This is a genomic window from Haladaptatus sp. SPP-AMP-3 (assembly GCF_049568665.1).
GTDB lineage: Archaea > Halobacteriota > Halobacteria > Halobacteriales > Haladaptataceae > Haladaptatus > Haladaptatus paucihalophilus.
Map to the genome: position 1 here is coordinate 41,206 of NZ_CP145902.1, position 17,542 is coordinate 58,747.

17 protein-coding genes are annotated in these 17,542 nt (G+C 60.3%); 12 read left to right on the forward strand and 5 right to left on the reverse strand.

Annotation, left to right across the window (positions count from 1 at the left end; translation table 11 throughout):
* Positions 1 to 64: 64 nt before the first annotated feature.
* The 3 genes from V5735_RS23100 to V5735_RS23110 all read left to right on the forward strand — a co-directional run bounded on the left by V5735_RS23100 (position 65) and on the right by V5735_RS23110 (position 3,360).
* Positions 65 to 928 carry a branched-chain amino acid ABC transporter permease gene (locus tag V5735_RS23100; protein WP_423747441.1) on the forward strand — a complete coding sequence of 288 codons (864 nt, stop codon included), beginning with the start codon at positions 65 to 67 and terminating at the stop codon, positions 926 to 928.
* Positions 925 to 1,932: a branched-chain amino acid ABC transporter permease gene (locus V5735_RS23105; protein WP_423747442.1), complete on the forward strand. Its 1,008-nt coding sequence runs from the start codon at positions 925 to 927 to the stop codon at positions 1,930 to 1,932. Before V5735_RS23100 ends, V5735_RS23105 begins: the two co-directional genes overlap by 4 nt.
* An 87-nt stretch (positions 1,933 to 2,019) precedes the next feature.
* Positions 2,020 to 3,360, forward strand: coding sequence for a DUF362 domain-containing protein (locus V5735_RS23110; protein ID WP_423747443.1), 1,341 nt, complete (start codon positions 2,020 to 2,022; stop codon positions 3,358 to 3,360).
* A gap of 62 nt (positions 3,361 to 3,422) precedes the next feature.
* On the opposite strand, the gene V5735_RS23115 is transcribed toward V5735_RS23110, so the two are convergent.
* The 3 genes from V5735_RS23115 to V5735_RS23125 form a co-directional block, all read right to left on the reverse strand.
* Positions 3,423 to 4,595, reverse strand: coding sequence for an ABC transporter substrate-binding protein (locus tag V5735_RS23115; RefSeq protein ID WP_423747444.1), 1,173 nt, complete (start codon positions 4,593 to 4,595; stop codon positions 3,423 to 3,425).
* Positions 4,596 to 4,794: 199 nt separating this feature from the next.
* Positions 4,795 to 5,493, reverse strand: a complete 699-nt coding sequence (locus V5735_RS23120; protein WP_423747445.1) for an ABC transporter ATP-binding protein — start codon at positions 5,491 to 5,493, stop codon at positions 4,795 to 4,797.
* Positions 5,490 to 6,221: an ABC transporter ATP-binding protein gene (locus V5735_RS23125; protein ID WP_423747446.1), complete on the reverse strand. Its 732-nt coding sequence runs from the start codon at positions 6,219 to 6,221 to the stop codon at positions 5,490 to 5,492. Before V5735_RS23125 ends, V5735_RS23120 begins: the two co-directional genes overlap by 4 nt.
* A 179-nt stretch (positions 6,222 to 6,400) precedes the next feature.
* Between V5735_RS23125 and V5735_RS23130 the strand changes: the two genes are divergently transcribed.
* The 6 genes from V5735_RS23130 (at position 6,401) to V5735_RS23155 (ending at position 12,605) form a co-directional block, all read left to right on the forward strand.
* Positions 6,401 to 7,636, forward strand: coding sequence for an iron-containing alcohol dehydrogenase (locus V5735_RS23130; RefSeq protein ID WP_423747447.1), 1,236 nt, complete (start codon positions 6,401 to 6,403; stop codon positions 7,634 to 7,636).
* 97 nt (positions 7,637 to 7,733) lie between these two features.
* Positions 7,734 to 9,209 carry a CoA-acylating methylmalonate-semialdehyde dehydrogenase gene (locus tag V5735_RS23135; protein WP_423747448.1) on the forward strand — a complete coding sequence of 492 codons (1,476 nt, stop codon included), beginning with the start codon at positions 7,734 to 7,736 and terminating at the stop codon, positions 9,207 to 9,209.
* 245 nt (positions 9,210 to 9,454) lie between these two features.
* The gene (locus tag V5735_RS23140; RefSeq protein ID WP_423747449.1) at positions 9,455 to 10,618 is read left to right on the forward strand and encodes an LLM class flavin-dependent oxidoreductase; all 1,164 of its coding nucleotides are present in this window, start codon (positions 9,455 to 9,457) and stop codon (positions 10,616 to 10,618) included.
* 129 nt (positions 10,619 to 10,747) lie between these two features.
* A complete protein-coding gene (locus tag V5735_RS23145) occupies positions 10,748 to 11,146 on the forward strand; it encodes a VOC family protein (protein ID WP_423747450.1) in 399 nt (132 codons plus the stop codon).
* Between the two features lie 83 nt (positions 11,147 to 11,229).
* A complete protein-coding gene (locus V5735_RS23150) occupies positions 11,230 to 12,129 on the forward strand; it encodes an alpha/beta hydrolase (protein ID WP_423747451.1) in 900 nt (299 codons plus the stop codon).
* A gap of 62 nt (positions 12,130 to 12,191) precedes the next feature.
* The gene (locus tag V5735_RS23155) at positions 12,192 to 12,605 is read left to right on the forward strand and encodes a DUF120 domain-containing protein (RefSeq protein ID WP_423747452.1); all 414 of its coding nucleotides are present in this window, start codon (positions 12,192 to 12,194) and stop codon (positions 12,603 to 12,605) included.
* Between the two features lie 57 nt (positions 12,606 to 12,662).
* Here the strand turns inward: V5735_RS23155 and V5735_RS23160 are convergent, their stop codons facing one another.
* On the reverse strand, positions 12,663 to 13,184 hold the full coding sequence (locus V5735_RS23160) for an HIT family protein (protein ID WP_423747576.1): 522 nt from the start codon (positions 13,182 to 13,184) through the stop codon (positions 12,663 to 12,665).
* A 198-nt stretch (positions 13,185 to 13,382) separates the two neighbouring features.
* Here V5735_RS23160 and ribB point away from each other — a divergent pair, with 198 nt between their 5' ends.
* The 3 genes from ribB to V5735_RS23175 all read left to right on the forward strand — a co-directional run bounded on the left by ribB (position 13,383) and on the right by V5735_RS23175 (position 16,475).
* On the forward strand, positions 13,383 to 14,072 hold the full coding sequence (gene ribB / locus V5735_RS23165) for a 3,4-dihydroxy-2-butanone-4-phosphate synthase (RefSeq protein ID WP_423747577.1): 690 nt from the start codon (positions 13,383 to 13,385) through the stop codon (positions 14,070 to 14,072).
* 128 nt (positions 14,073 to 14,200) lie between these two features.
* Positions 14,201 to 15,424, forward strand: a complete 1,224-nt coding sequence (locus V5735_RS23170; RefSeq protein ID WP_423747453.1) for an iron-containing alcohol dehydrogenase family protein — start codon at positions 14,201 to 14,203, stop codon at positions 15,422 to 15,424.
* Between the two features lie 46 nt (positions 15,425 to 15,470).
* Positions 15,471 to 16,475, forward strand: coding sequence for a TatD family hydrolase (locus V5735_RS23175; RefSeq protein WP_423747454.1), 1,005 nt, complete (start codon positions 15,471 to 15,473; stop codon positions 16,473 to 16,475).
* Between the two features lie 20 nt (positions 16,476 to 16,495).
* Here the strand turns inward: V5735_RS23175 and V5735_RS23180 are convergent, their stop codons facing one another.
* Positions 16,496 to 17,383, reverse strand: coding sequence for a fumarylacetoacetate hydrolase family protein (locus V5735_RS23180; RefSeq protein ID WP_423747455.1), 888 nt, complete (start codon positions 17,381 to 17,383; stop codon positions 16,496 to 16,498).
* Positions 17,384 to 17,542: the final 159 nt, after the last annotated feature.

The window sequence follows — 17,542 nt, forward strand, 5'->3', positions numbered from 1 at the left end:
TCAGTAGATAACATACCCCAATCTATAAGATACCTCTCCTCACATACGCAAATTAGAATATCAAATGGCAGGCGATCAACTCGTCCGAATAGGGGCACTGCTAGTCGATGGCCTCAGTATTGGACTGCTCTACGCGATGCTCGGACTCGGAATCACGCTGGTGTTTGGTCTGGGCGGCATTTTGAACCTCGCGTTGGGTGTGTTCAGCGTCATCGCTCTCATAGTAACGTTCGAACTGACGGGGTCGTTACCGATAGTCATCGCCGCGGCTGTCGCAATCGTTGGCGTGGCAGCGGTGGGGTTGATTATCGAACGAACGCTCTTGCAGCTCGTGTATCGATCCGACGGCGACGACCGACTGATGCTCGGCATTTTCACGACGCTCGGACTTTCGATCCTACTGCAAGGAGTTCTCTCGATCCAGTACAGCGGGCTGTTTTCCGTCCCCGTCGAAATCTCCTCGGTACAGGTCTTCGGCGCGTTTATCAGAGGTGGTTCGCTCGTCACGCTCGCACTGTCGGTGTTGACCTTGTTGGCGATGTACCTGTTTTTCAGCCGGACGTACACCGGAATGGCTACCCGGACGATAATGCAGGACGAGATCGGTGCGGTCTACTGCGGCATCGATACCGGGAGGATGAGAACCTTCGTATTCGTCCTGAGTATCGCAATTGCGAGTTTTGCGGGCGTGCTCTACGGACTGACGTTCGAGGCTGGCGTCTCCGACTCCTTCGACCTCACTATCACCGCCGTTATCGTCTCCATCGTCGGCGGTGTCACGAGTATCCCCGGTGTCGTGGCCGCCGGTATTCTACTCGGGATTCTGACCACCTTCGTCAGTGCGTTCTTCGGGTCGTACGTCGCCACCATCTCGTTATTTGGCACGGCAATCGTCGTACTCCTGCTGAAACCGGAGGGGATCCAATGAACTGGAACTATTCCCGAATCTTGGCCGTGGCGGTGATTCTGTTCGCCATCCCACAGCTGTTCTTCGCGCCCGGAATGAGCTACTTCTCGCGGGTCTTCATCCTGATGGCGCTGTACGCCATTCTGACTATCGCGCTCAACATCGTCTTCGGCCACACCGACCAGCTCCTCCTATTCACCGGCGCGATCACCGGTGTCGGCACGTATACGACCGTCCTCACCGCGCAGGGGTACGGTATCTCACCTTGGATAACGCTGTTCTTGGGAGCGCTGGTGGCCGGTATTATCGGGGCCGTCGTGTGCTACGTCGCGGCTATCCGCGAGCTCACGGTCATCGTCATCTCGATTCTCACCCTCGCACTCCAGTTCTCCATCATCGAACTCATCAACAGTTTGCGCGATATCACCGGCGGAGTGACCGGACTCTCCTTCTCCGGGCTCCGTCTGAAAGCGATCGAAAACGCCTTCGGCTTCCGTGAAGAGGTCGTGCTGTTCTACACGATTTCGGTGATCTTACTCGCCGTTCTCCTCCTGTATCGGTATCTCGTGCACTCCAAGTACGGTTTGGCGTTCGAGATGATCCGGCAGGACGAGACAGCGGCCGAGTCGGCGGGTCTCAACGTGGTGAAATACAAGACCTTCGCTGGATTCGTCGCGACGTTTATCATGGGTCTCACCGGGCCATTCTTCGGACAACTCTCCGGGTACATCACGCCGAACCTGTTCTCGTTCAATTCCATCGACGTTCTCATCCTCATCATGCTCATCGTCGGCGGACTCAGGACGACCTACGGCCCGCTCGTCGGGGCAGCGCTGATCATCTTCCTGAACGAGGAACTCCGGTCGTTCGCGGAGTACCGTTCGATTCTCCTCGGAGCGCTGTTGATAGTCCTCTTCCTGTACTTCAGAGACGGCATCGTTCCCTTCGTCGACGAGCGTCTGGAACAGTGGAATCTCAAACAGCGGGTGGCAAAGCAGGTAGCGAACTTCCGTCCCGGCTCCTGAGGACTCGCGTCCGTTTCCTGTCGAGCGACACCCGCTCGATTTCTCTCCCGCACACCTTTTTACCAGTGTCACCCGTACAGCGTAGATATGCCCGACGGAAACGACTTAACGGTACCACAGGCCGTTATCGAGGAGACGTGCGGGGAAACGCCGCTTCCCAAATTCGGCACCATAGAACAGGTCTGGGAGACGGACCCGATTCCGGCGTCGGATATCGCTACTCGAGCGGCGGAGACGGTCCGAAACCTTCCCTTCGAGGGCGTTCCCGAGGGCGGTACGGTCGCGCTCGGTGTCGGCAGCCGCGGCATCGCAAACCTCCCGAACGTGGTCCGCGGCGTCGTCGATGGCGTTCGAGACATGGGATACGAACCGTTCATCGTGCCAGCGATGGGGAGTCACGGCGGCGCAACCGCGGACGGACAGCGGGAGAACCTCGCCTCGCTCGGAGTCTCGGCGGACACCGTCGGCTGTGAGGTTCGAGCGAGCATGGACGTCGCCACCGTCGGAACGACGCCCAAGCGAGGCGTGCCGCTCTACTTCGATGCCATCGCGGCGGACGCCGACGCTATCGTCCCGATAAACCGTATCAAACCGCACACCGATTTCGACGGGAGCGTCGAGAGCGGCCTCTCGAAGATGATCGTCATCGGACTCGGAAAACAACGCGGTGCGAAGACCGCACACGATTGGGCGGTCGATTGGAGTTTTCGAAACATGATTCCCGAAATCACCGAGCAACTCCTCGAAGCGTTGCCGATCATCGGCGGTGTCGCCATCGTCGAGGACCAGCACGACGACACCGGACTGCTCGAAGCGATTCCGCCGTCGGGTTTCCTCGACCGGGAGCGGGAACTGCTCGAAACCGCCTACGACGTCATGCCGAAGATACCGTTCGAGTCCGTCGACACCCTCGTCATCGACCGCCAAGGGAAGGACGTCAGCGGACAGGGAATCGACACGAACGTCATCGGCCGACGTCCGTTTGCCATCAACGAACCGGCCCCCGACAGCCCGGAGATAAAGCGCATTTACGTCCGGTCGCTCACCGAGACGACCAAAGGAAACGCCATGGGAATGGGGTCGGCCGATTTCGTTCACCGCGACTTCTTCGAGGAGATAGACGCCTCCAAGTCGCTCATCAACGCCATTACCGCGAGTACGACCCGCGGTGTTCGCGTTCCACCGGTGGTCGAAACCGACCGGGCGGGGTTGCTCGCGTCGCTCTCCACCATCGGCGTCGTCGAACCGGAGTCGGTGCGCGTCCTCCGCGTCACCGATACGATGCGACTCAAGCGACTGTACGCATCGGAGGCACTGGTCGAAGAAGCGCGCGACAGGGACGATCTTCGGGTTATCCGAGAACCGAAACCGGTGCAATTCGAGGACAGGCAGTTCGCTTCTCCGTCACCCGACTCGCACCACGAGTAGCGGTTTCGTATCCGACGGCTTGGCGGTATTCGAGCGTGACGTACCACCCGCGGTTCCGTCGCTCACCGGTCGAGCGACCCCGGCTCGAAGGCGGGGAGCGGGTCGGTCCGGAACTCCTCTTCGGGCGCAAACGCCCCGTCAGACCAGTAATCCGGGGAACTGCCGACGTCGAACGAGTTGTACACCTGAACCGAACCCTTCGGTTCGCCCCAATCCGTGTACTCGATGTCCGCGCCGTAGAGGAGATCGAACGACCCCGTTCGCGTCGCTTCGGCGATGTCCTTGGGGTCCGTGGAGTCCGCTTGCTCTATCGACTTCGCGACGAGTTGAACCGCGGTGTATCCGTTCACCTGCGCGTGGTCGAACAGTCCACCGACGTCCTCGTTGAAACTGGATGCCACTTCCGCATAGTCGTCGGTGTACATATCCGTCGAGTTGAACGAAGCGAACGACCGGTCGATTTTGTCGCCGATTGCGTTGTAGTCCGCTTCCATCGGGGTAATCGCACCGAGGAACAGATCCGGCTCCAAACCGATCTCGTACATCTGAGGGTAGAGCGAGCTGACCCCCGCTGGGTGGGCAGTACCCAGGAACACTTCGATGTCGTCGGGGAACTGCCGGAGTTGCGGAACGAAGTCCGTCTGCGGAATCGGTGCCGTGTCCCTCGTCACGTTGATGTCGTCGGGGAAGTAGGCTTTCATCGCCGCTTCGTACTCGTCACCCCAGACGCCGTCCTCGAAGATGACGCCGACGTTGGTGTATCCACGGTCCTTCACGATTTGCGCCTGTGCTCGGCCGACGGTCGGTGTCGCGGGCAGCGCGGTTCGGAACGTAAACTGCGCGTCCTCCGGGACGACTTTCACCGCGCCCGCCGCGTGGAGGTACAGCGGCACTTGTTTCTTTTCGGCTATCCGTCTCGCCCTGATCGCGGCCTCCGATGCGCCGGGACCGATGCCAGCAACGGCGTTGTCTTTCTCGATCGCTTCGGTGAACGCCGTCTCCGCGGTCTTCCCGCTGCTCGCCGTATCCACGGTTTGGACGCGGATTTCACGCCCGTTGACGCCGCCGTCCGCGTTGATCTGTTTGGCCGCGAACTCCGCGCCGTCCCGATGGCGCGGTCCGTACACGGCGAACGGTCCGGAGAGCGGTTGGAGCGAGGAAATCACGATCGGTCCGTCGCCGCCACTGCCGCTACCACCGTTGAAAAGACACCCTGCGGCGAGTGTCGTTGACACGCCTGCGCCGGTTGCTTTCAGAAACGTACGCCTCTTCGTATCCGGGGGGGAGTTGTGAGTCATGCTGCTCCTTTCTAGCCGCAAAGGGAACGTATTTATCTCTTTCTTTAATATAAGAATTGGTAATGGTGATAAAAGCAACCACCGCACTAGAATATATTAAAATATAAAATCGAAACCTTATATCGTGGGGTACCCGCTACCCGCTCAAGTAGCTCTGTCTGACGTGGTCGCTGTCGAGTAGTTCCTGTCCGGTTCCTTCCGCAGCGATGCGTCCGTTTTCGAGGAGATACGCACGATTTGCGAGATCGAGCGCCTGATCGACGTGCTGTTCGATGAGAACGACCGTGACGTCGTTACTGATCTCGTCGATCTTTTCGAAGACCCGTTCGACGAGCTGCGGAGCGAGCGCGCCCGACGGTTCGTCGAGGGCCAACACTTCCGGCTTCGCCATCAACCCTCTGCCGATTGCAAGCATCTGCTGTTCACCGCCGCTGAGCGTACTCGCCTTCTGCTCCCGTCGCTCTTCGAGGACGGGAAACATCTCGATGACTTCTTCGCACGTCCGCTCGAAATCGTCCCGCTGCGTGTACGAACCCATCCGGAGGTTTTCGTACACCGACAAATCGCCGAAGAGATTCCGTTTCTCCGAGACGTGGACGAACCCGTTACTGACCCTGTCGCTCGGTGCCATCGACGATACCGGTTCACCGAACAGCTCTATCTCGCCGCTCGTGGGGTCGATCACGCCCGAGAGCGTTTTGAGTAGCGTCGTCTTTCCGGCACCGTTCGGGCCGACGATCGCGACGACGGAGTCTTCGTCGTCGATTTCGAGGGAGACGTCCCAGAGGACCTGTAAATCTCCGTAGTGGACGTTGAGATCGCTAACTGTGATCATCGTTGCGCCTCCACCCCGCCGAGGTACGCTTCCGCAACGTGGGGGTCCTGTTGCACTCGTTTCGGTGCCCCGTCCGCGATTTTCTCTCCTTGGTTGAGAACGATTATCCGGTCGGTAGCAGCCATGATGGCGTCCATCACGTGCTCGATCCAGAACACCGAAATGCCGAACTCGTCGCGCGTCTTTTGGAGGTCTTCCGAGAGTTCACCGAGTTCCGCCGGTGTCAATCCGCTCCCGATTTCGTCGACGAGGATGAGGTCGGGTTCCGAGGCCAGTGCCCGGGCGAGTTCGAGTTGTTTCCGATGGGCAATCGTGAGGCTGCTCGCGTCCGCTTCGGCCTCGTCTTCGAGTCCGATGAATTCGAGGTACTCCCACACGTTCTCGCGTTCTTCGTCGAGCGACCCCGAGTCCTTCTTTCCGAACGCGGCTCCGGCGAGAACGTTGTCGAGTACCGTGGACTCGTTGAACGTACGAGCCGTCTGAAAGGTCCGCGAGATTCCTTGACGGGCGATTTCGTGTGGCGACTTTCCCACCAGCTCCTCACCGTCGAACGCTATACTGCCGTTTTCCGGCGTGTAGACGCCAGCAATCGAATTGAACAGCGTCGTCTTCCCGGCACCGTTCGGGCCGATGAGGCCGACTATTTCTCCACGGTCGATGCTGAAGTCGACGCTATCGACGGCGGTTAGACCGCCGAAGCGTTTGGTCACTTCGCTAGCTGTTAACATAGATGGTGGTATCCTGTACCACAATATAAATCATGGGGTATCTCCGTGCGAAGGTGGCGTGGACGCGGACAGTCGGAATCGAACGTCCGCCCCCATCTACGTTCGTGACCGGAACTGGACATCGACGCGGGTCGATACCATCCGGAAGAATTAATTAGAAACCGGAGATTGGTGTGTGTATGTCACACGATACCGTTCTATCGCGAGAGACGCGAACGGTCGTATCGCCGAGTAACGTCGTCGTCGGTGCCGGTGCCGTCGAAGAAGTCGGCGACTACGCGTCACTTCACGGAACCACGGCACTGCTCGTCGCAACCGAGCAGATTTTCGACGTTCACGGAGACGCGGTACTCGAAGCGCTCGATGCACGAGGGGTCGAAACCGTCGTCTACACCGACGTTCGTCCCGACCCGACCGTCGAGAACATCGAGGGGGCGTACGAATTGTGGGGAGAACGCGACTGCGACGTCATCGTCACCCTCGGCGGCGGCTCGTCCATCGACACCGGCAAAGGCGTCGGCATCCTCGCCGGAAACGACGGCGAGATTCGGGATTTCGGCGTCGACAGAGCCGGGTATGAGGGCGTTCCAAATCCGACGCCGCCGCTTCTCGCCGTCAACACGACGGCCGGAACCGGCAGCGAAGCGACCCGCTCCGTCGTCGTCAGTGACGAATCGACGTCGACGAAGTTCCTCATCGTCTCGAAAAACGTCGTCCCGGACGTCGCAATCGAGGACCCGGAACTCACCGTCTCGCTCCCGCGGAGCCACACCGCGTTCACCGGCATCGACGCGCTCACCCACGCCATCGAGGCATACGTTTCCGAGCACTCGTACGGTATCCCCGACGGATACGCCGTGGAAGCGATGCGTCGTATCGCGCGTTCCCTCCCGGTCGCGTGGGCGGACGGCGAGAACCTCGACGCTCGCGCCGACATGCTCGTGGGACAGCTTCAGGCCGGGCAGGCGTTCACCAACTCCTCCGTGGCGCTCGTCCACGGCCTCGCGCGCCCGCTCGGGGCGCAACTTCACATTCCGCACGGCTTGGCGAACGCGCTCATCCTCCCGTACGTCACCGACTTCTCCGCGATGGCCGCGCCGGAAAAGTACGCGACCGTCGCGCGCACTCTCGGTGCAGCAGACGAAGACGACGATCCCCGTGCCGCCGCCGACCGGGCGGCCGACGGCATCCTCCGACTCTGTGACGACCTCGACCTGACCGGCTACCTCGATGACTTCGGCGAGGTTCCCGCTCGCGAGGACTACCTCGACGTCATCGACGAAATGACCCAAGATGCCATCGATTCGGGCTCGCCCGCCAACAATCCGCGGAAGCCGACGGCCGATGAGATCCGCGATCTCTACATCGAAATTTACGACGACGCACTCGCTCCGGACAGTCGGCGTCGTTCCTGAAAACCCCCGATTCCAGAGCGATTCCTCTATCGCGGCTCGTGACGGCTGAACTGATCGAATCAAAACGACTAATGAGGGTGGAAGATAACTGGTGTGTATGTCCGAAACAAAGACCGATCAGGACAGCGTAGGGAACTACATCGACGGACAGTGGACGGACGCCACCGGGTCCGACGGAATGGATGTGGTCGACCCGGCGACCGGGGAAACGCTATCCTACGTCGGATTTAGTACCGAGAACGATGTCGATGACGCCGTACGACAGGGCCAAAAGGCGTTCGAATCGTGGAGCCAGCGCTCCATCGAGGAGCGCATCCAACCGTTGTTCGAACTGAAAACCCTCCTCGAGGAGAACATCGACGAACTAGCCGAACTGCTCGTCCGCGAACACGGAAAGACGTTCGGCGAGGCGAAAGGGGAACTCCGCCGCGGCATCGAGAACGTCGAAACGGCCTGTGGGATGCCGACGCTGATGCAGGCGGGCCACGTCGAGAACGCTGCGCCGAATATCGACGAAACGGCCGTCCGGAAGCCGCTCGGTGTCTTCGCGGCCGTCACTCCGTTCAATTTCCCCGGAATGATACCGCTGTGGTTCCTGCCCTACGCCGTCGCGTCGGGCAACTCGTTCATCCTCAAGCCGAGCGAGCGCGACCCCCTGACCGCCAAACGACTGTTCGAACTCATCGACGAGGCCGGATTTCCCGACGGCGTCGTCCAGTTGGTCAACGGAAGCGTCGACACGGTGAACGCGATACTCGACCACGACGGTATCGAGGGCGTCTCCTTCGTCGGCAGCACGCCCGTCGCAAAGACCATCTACGAGCGGGCGGCGGCCAACGGCAAGCGCGTGCAGGCACAGGGCGGCGCGAAAAACCACATCGTCGTCTCGGAGACCGCCGATCTCGAGTTCGCCGCGCGCAAGAGCGTCTCCTCGGCACTCGCCTGTGGCGGCGAGCGCTGTCTCGCGAACGACGTTATCTGCGTCGAAGAGAGCGTCTACGAGGAGTTCGTCGACCTCGTCGTCGATATCGCGGGCGATCAGACGGTCGGCCACGGACTCGACGGTGAGACGGACGTCGGCGCTCTCATCACGCCGGAGCACGAAGAACGGGTCCGGAACTACGTCGAAACAGGAGTTCAAGAGGGTGCGACCCTCGTACTCGACGGACGGGACATCGAGGTGGACGGCTACGAGGACGGGAACTTCCTCGGGCCGTGCGTGTTCAGGGACGTCACCGAGGACATGGTCATCTCCCGCGAGGAGATCTTCGGCCCGGTTCTCGGTTTGATGCCCGTCGCCGACGTGGACGAGGGTATCGATGTGATGAACGCGTCGGACTTCGGGAACGCCGCGAGTCTGTTTACCGGTAGCGGGGCGGAAGCGCGAAACTTCCGGCACGACGCTCGGGCCGGTAATCTCGCCGTCAACGCTGGCACCGCCGCACCGATGGCGTTCTTCCACTTCGGCGGGCAGAAGGATTCGTTCTTCGGGGACCTTCACGCCCAAGCGGAGGACGTGGTTCGCTTCTACACGGACGAGACGGTGTACATCGAGCGCTGGCCCGACGCCTGAAGGCGTTCGGTCCGTGCTCACGCTTCCCCCCACGTTTCACGACCGATGTCACGGAGCGGTCTCCGCGCACCGAAGATTTTCCCCGTCCGGAGGGCGGTTTCAGATACCAACCTGTCGTCCCACGTGGGACGGTTCACGAATTCACCTCCGTCTTTTTGTATATTTTACCGCCTCATACGCTCTCTATCTCATGGTCGGCGAATTATCATATACTATTAAGTGGTACTAACACACATGATTTTCTCATGGAAACATTTGCGTTCCACCTGATGCCGTATCAGGACATCGACAACCTGACGGAGAAGAAATCAGCTTGGCCGTGGGCAGAGTACGATTACGATCCGGAGAAAGGTGCCAAGTACTATCAGGAGTACCTCGGTCAACTCGAATACGCCGCCGAGTTGGGTTTCGACGGCGTCGGGGTCAACGAACACCATTATAACGCGTACGGGCTGCAACCCGGTCCGAACATCACCGCGTCGAATCTGGCCGCCCGGACCGAAGATACCACCATCGCATTCTTCGGGAACTTACCGGCGCTTCGGGAGAACCCGGTGCGACTCGCGGAAGAACTCGCCATGTTGGACAACATCACCGAGGGCCGAATCATCAGCGGTTTCCCCCGCGGAATCCCGAGCGAGTATTTCGCCTACGGCGTCGACATGGGTGAGTCCCGAGACCGCTTCGAAGAGGCGTGGGACCTCATCATGAAAACGTGGACCGCCGACGAACCGTTCGACTGGGACGGCGAGTACTTCCAGTACGAGAACGTGTACATCTGGCCCCGTCCGTATCAGGACCCGCATCCACCGCTGTGGATGCCAGCGGAGAGCGAAGCATCGCTTCGCTTCACCGCCCGTAACCAAGTCCCCACCGGACTCGTCTTCCAACCCGTCGAGACGATCAGCGAGAAGTTCGAGGAGTATCGACAGTATGCGGAGGAGGACTACGGTTGGACCCCGAGTGACGAGGACTTCAGCGTCATGCGAGCCATCTACGTCGCCGAGACGATGGAGAAAGCTCGGGAGGAAGCGGAACCACACCTGCGGAAGTTCTACCAGACGCTTACCGCTGGCGTCCACATCGGTGTCGCCGCAAGCATGATGGGTGATCAGCCGTACGACCCGGAAAAGTGGGACGAGTACGTCGAAGAGCTTCACCCGCACGGGGAGTTCGCTTTCAACTACGATTTCGACGAGTTCCAGGAATACGGCGAAACGATCGTCGGCACGCCCGAGTACGTCGTCGAAACGCTAGAGAAACAGTACGAGGAAGTGGGCGGATTCGGTCGGATAGTGGGTCAGTTCCACTTCGGCGACTTGCCGGATTGGAAAGCCCGCAAGAACCTCCGACTGTACGCCGACGAGGTCAAACCCGAAGTCGACAAGATCGGTGAAGTAAACCCTTAATCGTCCGATTCGTCTCCCCGATAGCCGTCGTCACCGACACTATTTTCATATTCATCTCACCGTCCGTATTTGAATCAGATTCCGAACGTCCCGAAACCTCTTAGTCCCCCAGCGGAAAGTATCGAGCGTATGCTTCCATCGCTTCACCAGTCGCTGTTGATGGTTACGAATTTGACTGCGTCGACGGCGTTCTACGAAGACGTCGTCGGTCTGGAAACCGAACGGGTCGAAGAGGGGAACGTGGAGTTCGCAACCGGCGACGGGACGCTGGTCCTCGAAGCGGACTTCGACCCCGAAGTGCTTGACGCGTTCGGGTTGGACGAACCCGGTGACGATAGAGGGAAGGGGGTCATCGTCGCCCTCGACGTCGGGACCCCGGACGAGGTGGACGCCGTCTGTGAACGCGCCGCGAAGTCGGGGGACGTCGTTCGAATGGAGCCGATGGACGTCGATTGGGGACGTCGAATGGCCCTCCTGTCGGACCCGGACGGTTACACCATCGAGGTTTCGGCCTCGCTTTCGTCGTGACGCACCTGAAGCTATATAACGGGGGAGAACACTTCCCTAGTGTGATGCGTGCACAAGAACCACATCCGCAGTTAAAAGCTTTCATGGCAGAGACCGAAGACGCACCGGCGTTCCACGAACTTCCGGTCGAGGAAGTGCGGAGGATTACGTCCGGCGTTTTCGCCGTCGAGGAACCCGAATCCGTCGGGGAAGTCCTCGACGAGACGATCGATGGGCCGGGCGGCGATCTGCCCATCCGAATTTACCTGCCCGAGGGAGAACAGCCGTTTCCGGTGACGATGTTTTTCCACGGCGGCGGATTCGTCTCCGGCGGACTCGGCAGCCACGACGAACTCTGTCGGCGGCTGACGAATACCACCGAGGTGGCCGTCGTCGCGGTCGACTACAGGCTCGCTCCGGAGAACCCCTTCCCAGCGGCCGTCGAAGATGCGTACGCGGCTACCGAGTGGGTCGTTGCGAACGGAGGTGAACACGGACTCGACACCGACCGTCTCGCCGTCACCGGCGACTCCGCCGGTGGAAACCTCGCGGCGGTCGTCACGCTGATGGCGCGGGACCGGGACGGTCCGTCCATCGAGCGGCAGGTCCTGCTCTATCCCCCCGTCTCACACCACCTGAACTGGGATTCGGTCGATGAAAACGGGGACGGGTACTTCATCACGAAGGAGGATTTGACGTGGTTCGACGACCACTACTTCGAGAACCCCATCGACGAGATGAACGTGTACGCGTCACCGCTCCTCGCCGCTAATCTCGGGAATCTCCCCTCCGCGACGATAGTGACGGGCGGGTTCGACCCGCTGCGCGACGAGGCCATCGCGTACGCCGAACGACTAGAAGCGGCCGGTGTCGACGTGTCCCATTACCACTACGAAGACGTCATACACGCCTTCGTTCAGATGGCCGCCCGGCCGTTCGAATTCGATCCGTCGGAGGACGCACTCACGGATATCGCCGGGGATCTACGATCCGCGCTCGAATAGAATTCGATGGACATCGATATGACGCATACGCTCTCGATAGGGAGTATTCACGCAACCGACAGATGACATTCACAGTACGCGGAATCGTGACCAGCGGCTTCGGACGGGGAAAGAAATTCGTCGCACTGGAGGGCTACGCCCAGCAGTTCGAGCGGGAGTTAGGGTACAAACCGCATCCGGGTACCTTGAACCTCGAACTGGATACCCCGGTTCGAGAACGATTGGCGCATCTCGACCCGACGCGTCTCGACGGTTGGGAAGCGGATGGCCGCTCGTTCGGTGCCGTCGATTGTTATCCCGCGGTCGTTCCCGATAGCACGGACTCGGTTCCGCTCCATCTCATCCTCCCTCACCGCACCGACCACGACACGTCCACCATCGAATTGGTCTCCCCCGTCAACCTGCGGGAACGCTTCGGCCTCTCCGACGGCACGGTCTTCGAAATCAGAATCCGATCCGGGGCCACCGAGAGTTAGCCCCGTCGAACGTCCGTCACCGGTATCTGACTACTCGTTTGCTTTCCGCCGCGTAGGTTACTCGTGCGTTATCTCCACGGCTTCGTTCTCATCTCGCGTGTCCGTCTGGGGGTGGTCGACCAGACCCTCCCGAAGCCTCTCGTAGGTTTCATCGACCGCTTCCTCGACGATTGCGGTGTTCGCCGTCAGCGGAAGAAACGACGTGTCGCTCTCCCATCGCGGAATGATGTGCATGTGGAGGTGATCGGTTACAGACGCTCCCCCCGCAGCGCCGATGTTGAACCCGACGTTGAATCCGTTCGGGGAGAGCGCCTCCTCGATCACGTCGATGACTAACTGTGCGGTTTTCATGTAATCGACGAGTGCATCCTCATCGAGGGTGTAGAACCGTCCGGTGTGTTCGTACGGGAGTATCATCGCGTGCCCCGGATTGTACGGCATATTGTTCAGCAGAACGTAGACGTGCTCGCTACGAGCCACGATGTTGTTTCCGCGATCGTCATCGCCCGTCGGAAGACGACAGAAAATACACTCGGCGTTGTCACCATCTGCCGGACGATCTCGGGTCACCCATTGCATCCTCCACGGAGCAAACAGTGAGTCCATTGTTGCAGACATCGGGTGACGTTAGTATAAAATCTCCGCCCGTTCGAGTCGGTATCCCGTCTTACCACACCCAGTACCAGGGGAATATTTATTATATATGCCGACGAGTTCGACCTATGAAATGGAGACCGAGAAGTCGACCCGAGGTGAGTGATCGTGTTAAGTGATAGCATGCTCCCTGACAGTTACAGCTACCGCCGAAAGGAGCCCGCGAACGGGTTGGAGAGCGCTATCGACGCGTTCCGAGACGGCGATCCAGTTCTGATTCACGACGCAGCGGATCGGGAGAACGAGGTGGACATCGTGTATCCGGCACACGCCGTCACGCCGTCCAACGTCGCCCGGCTCAGAAACGACGCGGGGGGACTGATCTGTGTGGCTCTGTCCCACGAGGTGGCCGAAACGTTCGGACTCCCGTTCGCGGAGGAACTCATCGGCCATCCCGCCGGTAACGAGACCACGATCGATTACGACGATAGATCTTCGTTTTCCCTGACGGTCAACCACCGGGAGACGTTCACCGGTATCGTCGACAACGACAGAGCACGGACGATTTCCGAACTCGGTCACGCGGCACGGAATCCGGACACGACCGACTTCGCCGCGGAGTTCGACACGCCGGGACACGTTCACACGCTCAAAGCCGCGCCGAACCTCTTGGAAGACAGACGAGGGCACACGGAACTCGGCATCGCGCTTGCGGGGTTGGCGGACGTCCCACCGGCCGTCGTCGTCTGCGAGATGCTCGACGACGAAACGGGGGGCGCACTCTCTCGGTCCAACGCGGCATCGTACGCCGGACGCAACGATTTCGTCTTCCTCGACGAATCCACGATCATCGAGAAAGTCCGCAACGGCTGATCGTGACAAACGCGATTCCCGTACCGGAAAATCGACGTGTGACGGCCAGACACCCGGCCCGTTTCGGCGTCTAGTCGGGCTGAGAGGTACTATTATATACTCATGTGTTCCATTGAAAGCTACGTACAATGAACGGTCATCGCTATACGTTCGAGTATCGACCAGCTACGATCCACCACGGGTCGGGTGTCGTTGCAAATTTCGAGACGGAACTCGAGCGACGGGGACGCTCGCGGGCGCTCATCGTTACGGACGCCACTTTACGGGACGTCGCCCCCGTCATGGGGCCGATTCGCGGGGGTCTCGGAAACTCTCTCGTCGGCGTCTTCGATGGCGTCACACCGGAAAAATACCTAAAATCGGCCTTCGACGGTGCGACACGAGTTCGGGAGGAAAACATAGATGCGCTCGTCCCGGTCGGCGGCGGAAGTAGTCTCGACACCGCCAAACTGATCAGCGTCCTCGCCGGGCACGACCGCCCCCTCGACGAAATCACGGCCGAGATGGTGGATCGTGAGGCGGTCCTCGTCCCCGACCGGGAACGCCCGCTGACGGATATCTTTGCCGTGCCGACGACCTTACCCGGTGCCGACCTCTCGCAAGTCGCGGGCGTCAAGCTGAGTCTCGACCCCGGCGGACGTTCGAAATCCGAGATACCGAGCGCCGGCGTATCGGACGCTCGCCTGATGCCGACCGCGGTCTTCCACGATTTGGATCTGTTCGCAACGACGCCCGACCACATCCTCGCTCGCTCCGCGATGAACGGGTTCGACAAGGGCATCGAAATGCTGTACACCCGTCACCACAACCCCCTCACCGATGGGACGGCCGTTCGCGGCGTTCGACTGCTGTACGAGAATCTCCCGTTCCTCACTACCGACTCGACGGGTCAGGCGGAGCTTTCCCGAATTCTGCAGGGTATCGCCGCGGCGCAGTACGGGCTTTCGACCCCGAACGCGTACCGGGCCTCCGTCATCCACTCGTTTGGACACGCCATCGCGCGGAACTACGACGTTCAGCAAGGGGTGGCACACGCCATCGCGGCACCGCACGTGCTGCGCTACCTCTTCGAACGGGTCGACGGACGACGCGATCTGCTGGCGGAGGCGTTCGACGTCCGGGATGCGGGGGCCTCCGACGAGGAGACCGCGGCCGAAATCGTGGGAGCCGTCGTCGATACCCGCGATGCGCTCGACTTACCGTCTCGGCTGCGTTCGGTCGAGGGGACCGAGAAGAACGATTTCGAAGCTCTCGCACGAGCGGTCATCGAGGATCCGTTCATGGAGGCAGGTCCGCTCGACCTCGATGCGACACGGCCGGGCGTCGAAGCCGTTTTCGAGCGGATGTGGTGAGCCGTTCCTCCTAAAGTTTCATGCGGGATGAGCGTCTCGTTTCGGTATGCCATCGAACTATCCGACTCGCCGACCGACCGACGCGGAGTATCTCCCCGATGAGACGGTCGATCTACCCTCCTCCTTGCTCAACCTCCCATGGATCGATTGTCATAACCACGCACAAACGCTCTCGTGGGAGGACCGCGAACGGTACGCCCTTTCGGGTTGTCAGTCGATGGTCATGGTCGCCTCGGGATACCATTGGACCCCGTATAAACCGGTGGTCGCGGACGACGTTCGCTTCCTGTGGGACGATGCCATCAATCGTCGGCGAGCGATCGAAAACAACCACTTCTTCGACGCCGATCTCGCGGTGGGCGTTCACACCGGCGTTCGAATCGAAAATCCCGACGAGTTGCTGGCCGCGATGGACGAGTACTGTCGACTCGACGAAGTCGTCGCGCTCGGCGAGACCGGTATCACGCCATCCCAGCACGTCGAGGCGTGGGGGATAGACGAACAGCGGGCGGTCGTTCAGGCGCAGATGGAACTCGCTGACGAACACGGCCTCCCGATTATCCTCCACACACCGAACCGGCGAACCGGTGATAGCCCGACCTATCGCGTCGGAGCCAGCACCCCCGGATACGAGAAGAACGCGTCCCTCGCATCCTCCCCCGTCATCACGGCTGATAATCCCGCGCTCGAAGCGGTCGAAATCGACGTTCAGACCGCCAAGGACGCACGTCTGGACGAAGAACGGATCGTCGCTTCGCACGCGGACCCGAACAACGCGGAGTACCTCTTGGAGGAGACGGAGTGCTATCTGAGCTTCACCGTCGGATATCCGTGGTTGACAGGTGTGACCGCTGCCGACGTCGCGGAGGTGATTCGTGAGTACGGGCCTGACCGCATACTGGTCGAAACGGACTGTGCGAACGTCCTCCGGACGGACGTTTTTTCCGTGAAGCGGACGATTTTCGACCTCTATCGGATGGGGATCAGTGAGAGCGACATCCGGCAAGTCGTCTTCGAAAATCCACGGAACGTCTTTTCCTTGGAGGAATAATCTTCACGTCGCAAATCCAATCAGGTGTGTCGACACGTGTTCGTTAACTCGCCGACCCCCTCGACACCGACGGTGACCGTCATACCGTCGTCGAGGAGGACCTGCGGGTCACGGTACACGCCGACGCCCGGTGGTGTTCCGGTGAATAACAGGTCGCCCGGTTCGAGCGTGAACGCCTGACTACAGAACGAGACGAGGTCGTCGATGTCGAAGATGAGGTTCGCGGTCGTCGAATCCTGTAACCGCTCTCCGTCTATCTCCGTCCAGATGTCGAGGTTGTGCACGTCGTCGATCTCGTCCAGCGTGACCAGTTCCGGGCCGGTCGGTGCGAAGGAATCCAGACTTTTTCCTCGGACCCACTGTCCATCGCCGTGCTGTAGATCACGGGCGGAGACGTCGTTCCCAACGGTGACCCCCGCAACGTAGTCTCGCGCCTCGTCGGCGCTCACTCCTTTGGCTCGGCGACCGATCACGACGACCAACTCGGCCTCGTAATCCACTTCTTTCGTGTACTCCGGGTCCCACGTGATGTCGTCGTCCGGCCCTCGAACGGTCGTCGGGAACTTCGAGAACAACACCGGTTCGTCCGGAATCGGGTTCTCCCCCTCCTCGGCGTGTTCCTTGTAGTTCAATCCGACGCACACGACTTTCCGGGGGTTCCCTATCGGCGCGTGTCGTTCGAGATCGTCGACGTCGTAGCGCCCCACGTCGTTTTCCATCGCGTAATCTACGGCGAAGGAGGCTCTCTCCTTCCAGTTCCACGTTTCGAGGAGGTCCGACAGCCGTCGCGGAATCTCGACTCCCGCCTTCTTCCCCGCCGCGTGAATATCAACTACGTCGCCGTCCGAGGTGCGGGAACCACACCACGACTGGTCGGTGCTGTTCGAACTGAAACATCCTATTCGCATCGTCGCTAGGTAAAACCGCCACCATACTTAATCCCGATGGTGAGGCTTCACAACGTGTTACGATACCCGATCATTCAATCGTTCGTCCGATGTGTTCGGTGCCCTTCGTGCGTCTACTACCAACGCGTCCGCAGATGGATGGTTGGCGTCCGTGCGCGG